Below are 1,917 nucleotides of genomic sequence, written 5' to 3'. Positions count from 1 at the left end.
CCCCGGACCTCCCTGAAGTCCGTGCCCAAACGGAGATCGATTCTGTCAGATGCGAGCATCCGCTCGAACAGGGGGGTATAGCCCGCCTCGGGCATGAACTGAAAGCGGTCGGTGAAGTACCGGTCATCCCTGTTCGTGCGCACGAAGGGCCGTCCCGTAACCTCCGGCTCGAGCTTTTCGGGGGAAAGCCCCCACATCTTGGTCGTGTAGTTCTTGAAGAACTTGTCGTAGAGGTCCTCGCCCACCTGGGAGGTTATCTTCTCCCGGGCGTTTCTCGGGACATCGATCCTTTCCCTGACAGACGCAAAATGCCTCTTGAGCCCTTCGGCGTCAAGGTCGAGCCCGTAGAGACGGTTGACGGTATCCAGGTTGATGGGGATGGGGAGCAGAAGCCCCTCGACGCTGGCCAGGACCCGGTGCTCGTAGAAGCGCCAACCGGTGAAGCGGGAAAGGTAGGAGAAGATCTTTTCGTCATCGGTGTGAAAAATATGGGGGCCGTAGCGGTGCACGAGAATCCCCTCCCCGCCGTAACAGTCGCCGGCATTCCCCCCGACGTGATCCCTCTTCTCCACCAGGCACACGCGCTTTTCAAGAACCGTGCTTATTCTTTCAGCCAGCGTCGCCCCGGCAAAGCCGCAGCCCACGATCAGGTAGTCGTACATCCGCGTGCCGTCACCCCCTCCGGTTTTTCCCTATTCTATACCGAAACCGGCCGGGGGAAAGAGCCAATTTGACACGGCCCTTTTGCTTTTTCCGGGGAGAAATGCTACATTCCTCTTAAACCGTTTCCCTCCGGAAAACCCCGGCCGGGACCCGGCGGGACGGGAGAGCGCACGTGGATTTTATCAACCTCAAAGCCCAGTACCTGGCCTACCGGGATGAGATCGAGAGGGAAATCGCAGACGTCATCTCCTCCCAGCGCTTCATCCTGGGCGAGAAGGGCAGGGCCCTCGAGGGCGAGCTTGCCGCCTTCGTTGGCACGGAGTTCGCCATCGGCGTGGGTTCGGGAACGGACGCGCTGATCATAGCCCTCATGGCCCACGGCGTGGGCCCCGGTGACGAGATCATCACCACCCCCTTTACCTTCATCGCAACGGGAGAGGCCATTGCGCTCACCGGGGCGAAGCCCGTGCTGGTGGACGTGGACAGGGGAACCTTCAACATCGACCCCGGCCTGATAGAGGAAGTCATCACGATCAACACCCGGGGGATCATGGCGGTCGACCTCTTCGGCCATCCGGCCGACTACGAGGCCCTGTCAGGGCTGGCAAAAGAGTACGGCCTCTTCGTCATCGAGGACGGCGCCCAATCCCTCGGCGCCCTGAGAAAGGGCAAGCGCGCCCCCTCCCTGGGCGACACGGGCACCACCTCCTTTTTTCCCGCAAAGCCCCTCGGCGGGTTCGGAGAAGGGGGCATGATATTCACCGATTCGCCCGAGATCGCGCGCAAGGCGGAATCGCTGAGAAATCACGGCCAGACGGCCCGGTACGTGCACCGGTATGTGGGAAAGAACAGCAGGCTCGACGAGGTGCAGGCGGCGGTCCTCCTGGCGAAACTCAGACACTTTGAAGAGGAGATTGCGATACGGCAGGAAAAGGCCCGTTTCTACACGGAGCGGCTCGCGCCTCACGTGGAGATCCAGAAACGGGAAGAAGGCGTGGTCTCCACCTATGCCCAGTACTCGATCCTGGTAGACAACCGGGACGCCCTCGCGGAGTCTTTACGGGAAAAAAGCATCCCCACCGCCATCCACTACCCCCGGCCGATGCACCTGCAGGACTCCTTCTCCTACCTCGGCCATGGCCCCGGGGATTTTCCCGTCTGCGAGTCCATCGCGGCAAACATAATCTCCCTTCCCTTCTCGGCATTCATCGCCACATCGGAGCAGGAGGCCGTCGCCGAGGCGGTGGCCGCGTT

At 61.6% G+C, this 1,917-nt stretch carries 2 protein-coding genes; one reads left to right on the top strand and one right to left on the bottom strand.

Annotation, left to right across the window (positions count from 1 at the left end; translation table 11 throughout):
- The coding region (locus GTN70_10805) for an NAD(P)-binding protein (GenBank protein NIO17454.1) at positions 1-662 on the bottom strand (662 nt) is incomplete at its 3' end.
- 173 nt (positions 663-835) lie between these two features.
- Between GTN70_10805 and GTN70_10800 the strand changes: the two genes are divergently transcribed.
- The coding region (locus GTN70_10800) for an aminotransferase DegT (GenBank protein NIO17453.1) at positions 836-1,917 on the top strand (1,082 nt) is incomplete at its 3' end.

Source organism: Deltaproteobacteria bacterium, from assembly GCA_011773515.1.
In the GTDB taxonomy this organism is placed as follows: Bacteria; Desulfobacterota; Deferrimicrobia; order J040; family J040; genus WVXK01.
This window is presented reverse-complemented; position numbering and strand designations above follow the sequence as displayed.